At 65.5% G+C, this 7,028-nt stretch carries 6 protein-coding genes and 1 tRNA gene; all 7 read left to right on the top strand.

Going from position 1 to position 7,028, the window contains the following annotated elements:
• Positions 1–796, top strand: a 796-nt coding sequence (gene hemC, locus VIG90_RS07740) for a hydroxymethylbilane synthase (protein ID WP_331592916.1), incomplete at its 5' end; no start/stop codon positions are given.
• A 3-nt stretch (positions 797–799) separates the two neighbouring features.
• Positions 800–1,537, top strand: a complete 738-nt coding sequence (locus VIG90_RS07745; protein WP_331592917.1) for a uroporphyrinogen-III synthase — start codon at positions 800–802, stop codon at positions 1,535–1,537.
• Entirely contained in the window at positions 1,537–2,691 is a 1,155-nt protein-coding gene (locus tag VIG90_RS07750) for a hypothetical protein (RefSeq protein ID WP_331592918.1), read from the top strand. Before VIG90_RS07745 ends, VIG90_RS07750 begins: the two co-directional genes overlap by 1 nt.
• A 92-nt stretch (positions 2,692–2,783) precedes the next feature.
• Positions 2,784–2,859, top strand: a tRNA-Thr gene (locus tag VIG90_RS07755).
• A gap of 116 nt (positions 2,860–2,975) precedes the next feature.
• Positions 2,976–3,530, top strand: a complete 555-nt coding sequence (locus VIG90_RS07760; RefSeq protein ID WP_331592919.1) for a flavin reductase family protein — start codon at positions 2,976–2,978, stop codon at positions 3,528–3,530.
• A 94-nt stretch (positions 3,531–3,624) separates the two neighbouring features.
• Positions 3,625–4,944, top strand: a complete 1,320-nt coding sequence (locus VIG90_RS07765) for a metal-dependent hydrolase family protein (RefSeq protein WP_414695479.1) — start codon at positions 3,625–3,627, stop codon at positions 4,942–4,944.
• Between the two features lie 159 nt (positions 4,945–5,103).
• The gene (locus VIG90_RS07770; RefSeq protein WP_331592921.1) at positions 5,104–6,927 is read left to right on the top strand and encodes a DUF885 domain-containing protein; all 1,824 of its coding nucleotides are present in this window, start codon (positions 5,104–5,106) and stop codon (positions 6,925–6,927) included.
• Positions 6,928–7,028: the final 101 nt, after the last annotated feature.

Here is a 7,028-nt window from a genome sequence, read left to right on the forward strand (position 1 = left end):
CAGCGGCGACCGCATCCAGGACAAGCCGCTGGCCGAGTTCGGCGGAAAAGGCCTGTTCACCAAGGAGTTGGACGAGGCGCTGCTCGATGGCCGCATCGATCTTGCCGTCCATTCCATGAAGGACGTGCCGACCCGCCTGCCGGCGGAGATGATCCTCGCCGCCATCCTCCCACGCGAAGATGTGCGCGACCGGCTGATCACCACGGGCGCACAGGGCATTCAGGACCTGCCGCACGGCGCGCGAATCGGCACGTCGAGTCTCCGTCGCGGTGCGCAGATGAAGGTGCTGCGCCCGGATTTCGTCATCGTGCCGTTCCGCGGCAACGTGCAGACCCGGCTCGACAAGCTGGCGCGCGGCGAAGCTGACGCCACCCTGCTGGCGGCTGCCGGTCTGCGCCGCCTGGGCCTGGATCATGTGGGCATGGACATCCCGGCCGAGGCCATGCTGCCCGCGCCGGCGCAGGCGGCCATCGGCGTTACGGTGCGTACGGATGACACCTTCACGCAGGAGGCCGTCGGCAGCATGAACCATGCGGATACGGCGCTGTGCGTTGCGGCCGAGCGGGCGTTCCTTGCCCGGCTGGACGGCTCCTGCCGTACGCCGATCGCCGCGCTGGCGACGCTGCAGGCAGACGGCTCGGTGCTGATGAAGGGTCAGATCCTGACGCCGGACGGCTCGCACCACGTCGAGGGCCAGTCGCAGGGCGCGCCGCAAGACGCCGCCGCCATGGCCACCAGCCTGGCCGAGGCGCTGATCGCGCAGGGCGGCCCGGCCATCAAGGCGCTGTTCGGTTAGGGCATGGCGCGGGTACTCGTCACCCGCCCGCTGATCGATGCCGAGCGGCTGGCCGCCCGGCTTGAGCAGGCGGGGCATGAGGCTATTGTCTCGCCGCTTCTCGATGTGGAGCCGGTGGACTGGGCGCTGCCTCCGGTGGCGTTCGATTCCGTGCTGTTCACCAGCCGCCAGGCTCCGCCTGCCGTTGCTGAGCAGGTGGCGAAGCTTACCCCCGTACCAGTGTTCCCGATTGGTCCCGGCACCCATGCCGCGTGCGTGGAGGCCGGGTTCGCCAGCCTGCAACCGCATACGGATGGCGATCTGGACCGCATTCTGGACGCGGTCATCGCCAGCGGCGTCAAATCCGTCTTGTGGCTGAGCGGGGAGCAGATCAGCCGGGACCCGACGCCGGTTCTTGCCGAGCACGGCATTCTGGTCACGCGCCGTATCGTTTATCGCGCCGTGCTGGCCGAGCGTTTCTCTGATGAGGCCGCCGCCGCCTTGGCGCAGAACCGGATGAATTGGGCGCTGCTGCTCTCGCCCCGTACGGCCCGGCGGTTCGCCGAACTTTACGCGAAGATCGACGGGGCAGACCCCGGCACCCTGAGCCTCGGGTGCATCAGTTCACAAGTGGCAGAGCGCGTGTCCGGCAAGCCGTGGCGCGCAATTGCCGTTGCAAATCAACCGAATGAGGCCAGCCTCTTGGCGGCCATCATGCTCCTGTGCCACAAACAGGCCTCAAGCGACCCTGAGGGGGAATGATGAGCGAGACGACCGAAAACCCGAATTCCTCTTCCACGAGCGGCCCCAGGACCATGTCCGGCTCCGGCAGCTCCGGGGATGCATGGACTTCCGCACGCGCCGAGGCGGTTCGCCGTCAGAGCCAGAGCGATCAGCCCCGTCGTGGCGCAAGCGGCTGGCCATGGGCCATCACCGGCATTGCCCTTGCCTTTGCAGCGGGCCTGCTGGCCAATCCGTGGTTCGAGGCCAAGGTGCGCTCGCATCTGCCTGAGCCGCTGCGCAGCTTCGGTGCTGCCGAAAGTGCGGCTGTTGCCGGCGCATCCGGCGATCAACTGACCGACCTGGCGGCCCGCGTCGCGGCGCTGGAAGCCCGCCCGGGCGGCACGGCCGATCTGCAGCCGCTCTACGAGCGTCTTGCCCGGCTTGAGGCGGGTCAGGGCGCAGCCGCTCCGGCCCCGGCATTCGGGGAGGAGCAGGCCCCCAGCTATGATACCGGCCTGTCCCAGCGCGTTGCGGCGCTGGAAGGGCGGGTGAACACGCTCGATCAGTCGGTCGTCAACGCCAACGCTCAGGCGCAGACGCTTCAGAATGCCCACGCCCAGCTGGACAACCGCCTGACCCAGCTGACGACGGAAACCACGGCCCAGCTTCAGGCGCTGCAAGGCCAGGGGACACAGGCCCGCACGCTTCTGCTGGTCTCGGCCGTGCGCCGCGCGCTTGACAGCGGCCAGCCCATGACCGGTCCGGTCAACCAGTTGTCCCAGACCCTCGGGCAGAACAACGCGGACGTGGCGGCGCTTCAGGCCGTTGCCAACGGCGCGCCCACCGTGTCGCAGCTGCGCCAGCGTCTGGCCCAGCAGAAGCAGACCCTGCTCGCCAAGGCTCCGGCGGCGGAAGGCCCGTGGTATGAGCGCGTGGGCGAGAGCCTGCGCTCTCTGGTGCAGGTGCGCCGGGCGGATGAGCCCGCTGCGGCTGTCTCAGGCGATCTTGCCTCGCAACTGGCCACCATGGATCAGCGCCTGGCCCGCGGTGACGTCTCCGGCGCGCTGGCGGCCAGCCAGGCCCTGCCGCAGAACGCCCGCACCCGGCTTCAGCCGGTGCTGAACGACATGCGCGCGCTGGTCGAGGCCCGTGCGGCGCTGTCGCGTCTGGAAACGGCGGCGCTGGCGGGCTGAGGCTCCGGACGGCGCAGTATTTGCAGCGGACTGCAAACATGCCGCTTGTCATCCCGTCTCGAGGTTGATAAGGGAGCGCAGTTCCGCATCGGGCCGATGTAGCTCAGCTGGTAGAGCAACGCATTCGTAATGCGTGGGTCGGGGGTTCGAGTCCCTCCATCGGCACCACTGCTTTCAAAAAGCCACCCCAGGAAGCAATCGCTCCGGGTGGCTTTTTTGCTTTTGGCGGGCATTTCTCCGGCCCGCGCGTTGTTCCGCTTGGTTACCCCAAGCGGAGAAGCGCCATGGTCAAACCCAAGCAGCCGTTTCCTGTCAGTGACGTGCGCCGGTATCTGGAGCCGGGGCCGATCGTGCTGGTCTCCTCCCGCTGGCAGGACAAGTCCAACATCATGACCATGGGCTGGCACACGGTGCTGGAGTTCACGCCCTCGCTTGTGGGGTGCATGATCACCAGCGGCAACCACAGCTTCAACATGATCCGCAAGAGCGGGCAGTGCGTCATCAACCTGCCCACAACCGCACTCACCGACACGGTGGTTGGCATCGGCAACTGCTCGGGCGCGGAAGTAGACAAGTTCGCCGAGTTCGGCCTGACGGCGGAAGAGGCCTCGGCGGTGGACGCGCCGCTCATCCGTGAGTGCCACGCCAGCTTCGAGTGCCGGCTGCACGATGACGCGCTGGTGGAGCGCTACAACTTCTTCATTTTCGAGGTGGTGCACGCCCACGTCGCCGCTTCGCCCAAGCATCCGGAAACCCTGCATTATCTGGGAGACGGCCAGTTCATGACGGCCGGTCCCATCATCAGCCGAAAGTCCAAATTCCTGCCGGACAGGCTCTAGCCGCTCTATCCTCTCCCTCGCTGCTTGTGTTTCTCTTGCGCAATGACGCCGGAGCGGGCAGCTTTCCTCCTAATAAAATTGCTTTCGGGAGGAAATCGTGGGGAAACTCCACCTTGCCGCTGCGGCGCTTGCCGCAACGACGGCTCTGATGCCGCATGCAACTCTGGCCGATGTGACGCTGGTGCGCGCCGGGCGCGTGATCGTTGATGCAAGCAAGCCCGCGCTGGGCGCATCCACCATCGCAGTGCGCGACGGGCGCATCGTGACCGTGGCGGCCGGCAATCCGGATGCACGGACGCTGGTGCCGGACCTGAAGCCGGATGAACCGGTGAAGGAAATCGACCTGTCTTCGAAAACCGTGCTGCCCGGTCTCATCGACTCGCACGTGCACCTGTCGAGCGATCCGGGAACGCCCTGGTGGCAGGAAGCGGTCAACAGCGACGAGTACGCCACGGCAGTCGGCACCAAGAACGCGCTGGTGACCGTGCGCGCAGGCTTCACCACCGTGCGGGACGTGGGTTCGGCCAAGAACGTGGGCTTTGCCCTGCGTAATGCGGTGCGGGATGGAGTCGTCGTTGGTCCGCGCATTCTGGCGGCCGGTCCGGGCATTTCCATCATCGGCGGCCATGGCGACGTCAGCGGCTTCCGGCGCGAGGTGATCGATGTTCTCTCGGGAGGCAACACCTGCACCGGCGCAGTGGAATGCGCCGCCCGTGTGCGCGAGGCCTCGCGCGCCGGGGCGGACGTCATCAAGATCACGGCCACGGGCGGCGTGCTCTCGCAGCAGGCGCGGGGCCTTGGCCAGCATTTCACCGATGACGAGCTGAAGTCGATCATGGACACGGCGCACAGCCTGGGCCTCAAGGTTGCGGCCCACGCCCACGGCGCCAAGGGCATCGAGACCGCCGTTCGCGCTGGCGTCGATTCCGTCGAGCACGGCACCTTCGTCGATGACGCGGGGCTGAAGGTCATGAAGGAGAAGGGCACCTACATGGTCCCGACCCTGATGGCCTTCACCGGCATCAGCGAGCGGCTGGGCAAGGGCGTCTACACCCCGCAGGTGGAAGACAAGATCCGCCAGACCCTCGCCGTTATGGGCAAGCAGATCGCGGCGGCCAAGCGGAACGGCGTTCCCATCGCCTTCGGCACGGACTCGGGCGTGTTCGAGCATGGCCGCAATGCGGAGGAATTTGGCCTGATGGTGAAATACGGCGGCCTGACCCCGCGCGAGGCGCTGAGCACCGCCACCACGGGCGCTGCCGGGCTGTTGGGACTGGAAGCGGACGTGGGCACGCTCGAGCCGGGCAAGTCGGCAGACATGATTGCGGTCGATGGTGACCCCATCTCCGACATCACGCAGCTTGAGAAGGTTCGGTTTGTTATGGCATCGGGTCGTGTGGTGCCGATGGACTAACGGCCTGTCGCATCATACTGGCGGCTTGGCTTGCGGGACTGGCGGTTCGTCGCGCGGGAATTGCTCCCCGGCGGTGGCGGTCGTCATGTCCCGGATCATATAAACGCAGCGGCGCAGGAGTTGCCGCTGCGTTCCGGATATGAGGGGGACACCTTGGTTATGAAGAACTGGAAGACGTGGCTTCGCGCCGGCGTCGTGATCGCACCGCTGGCGGTTCTGGCCGCCTGCGCAACCCAGCAGGAACCGGTGAAGGTTGTGGCCCAGAGCCAGGACCAGCAGCTGGCCCAGCTGTTCAAGGATTCCGACGAAGCCAACCTGCGCCTCAACCCGATCAGTGCGCTGGCCCGTGGCGACTTGCGCTATGCCGACCGGGTGGGCGACTACTTCTCGGACGCCTATCGGGCCCAGATGCTGCAGAACAAGCAGCAGGAACTGCTGCGCCTGACCGCGATCAACCGGGCGGCGCTGAGCCCGGACAACGCCATCTATTACGACGTCTTCAAGTACGAGACGGAACAGGCGATTCGCTTTGCCTCGGAGCCGCTGGTCAGCATCAGCGATCAGCTTTCCATTGAACACTTCAATGGCATCCACAACATGTTCCCCGACTTCTCGTCGGGTCAGTCCATTGCGCCGTACAAGACGGTAAAGGACTATGAGAACGGCCTGAAGCGTCTGGACGAGTTCGTGCTGTTGATGGACCGCGCCATCCAGCGCATGCGCGAGGGCATCGCGACCGGTCACGTGCAGCCGCAGGTGGTGGTCGACAACGTGATCGGCCAGCTTGATACCATCATCAAGCAGGGCGTCGAGAACAGCCCCTATTACATGCCGATAAAGAACATGCCGGCCGAGATTTCAGGTGGCGACAAGACCCGCCTGACGCAGGCCTACAGTGAGAAGATCAGCAAGGACGTCATCCCGGTCTACCAGCGGATGAAGAGCTTCATGGAAACCGAGTACAAGCCCAAGGCACGCCGCGTGCCGGGCCTGATCGGCATGAAGGACGGCCCGCTGCTGTACGCGGCGCTGGTGGAACAGCACACCACCACCACGATGACGCCGAAGGAGATCCACGAGATCGGCCTTTCGGAAGTGGCGCGCATCACCCGCGAGATGGAAGCCATCAAGAAGGAAGTCGGTTTCAAGGGCACCCTGAAGCAGTTCTTCGAGCACCTGCGCACCGACCCGCAGTTCAAGTTCAAGAGCAAGGAAGACCTGCTGGCGAACTACAATGCCGTCCGCGCACGGGTGGATGCGGGCATGCCCAAGCTGTTCAGCCGCTCGGTCAAGACGCCGTTTGAAATCCGCCCGATCCCGGACTTCATCGAGAAGAACAGCGCCGGCGCCTACTACATGCCGGGAAGTGCCGATGGCAGCCGTCCAGGCGTGTTCTACGTGAACACCTATGATCTGCCGGCGCGCACCAAGCCGGGCATGGAAAGCCTGTTCCTGCATGAGGCGATTCCGGGCCATCACTACCAGATCAGCCTGGCGCAGGAGACGCCGTCCATTCCCAACTTCCTGCGATTCGGCGGTAACAACGCCTACGTGGAAGGCTGGGGCCTCTACGCCGAGACCCTGGGCCGCGAACTCGGCCTGCTGACCGACCCGTACCAGCGGTTCGGCAAGCTGGACGCCGAGATGATGCGCGCCATGCGTCTGGTGGTGGACACCGGCCTGCACGCCAAGGGCTGGAGCCGCGACGAGGCCATCAAGTACATGATGGACAACTCCTCCATGAGCCGCACGGACTCCACGGCGGAAGTGGAGCGCTATATCGCCATGCCGGGGCAGGCGCTGGCGTACAAGATCGGCCAGCTGACCCACAGCCGTCTGCGCGCCGAGGCCGAGAAGGAGCTGGGTGCACGGTTCGATGCGCGCGCCTTCCATGATCAGGTGCTGAACACCGGCGCTCTGCCGCTGAAGGTGCTTGAAGCCAAGATCCGCAACTGGATCGCGGTGCAGAAGGCCAGCGTCTGATCCGCGTTCAGCGGCTGAAAGACGGAAACGCCGGTCGGGGGCAGCCTCGGCCGGCGTTTTTCCTTTAAAAAAGTATAATAAATTCGAGTGGCTTAGAGATC

Source organism: Pedomonas sp. (genome assembly GCF_036515995.1).
Classification (GTDB): Bacteria; Pseudomonadota; Alphaproteobacteria; order Sphingomonadales; family Sphingomonadaceae; genus Pedomonas.

Bases quoted from the DNA above. Each gene is read 5' to 3' on its own strand.
- VIG90_RS07745 (WP_331592917.1), top strand. From the start codon at position 800: ATGGCGCGGGTACTCGTCACCCGCCCGCTGATCGATGCCGAGCGGCTG.
- VIG90_RS07750 (WP_331592918.1), top strand. From the start codon at position 1,537: ATGAGCGAGACGACCGAAAACCCGAATTCCTCTTCCACGAGCGGCCCC.
- VIG90_RS07760 (WP_331592919.1), top strand. From the start codon at position 2,976: ATGGTCAAACCCAAGCAGCCGTTTCCTGTCAGTGACGTGCGCCGGTAT.
- VIG90_RS07770 (WP_331592921.1), top strand. From the start codon at position 5,104: ATGAAGAACTGGAAGACGTGGCTTCGCGCCGGCGTCGTGATCGCACCG.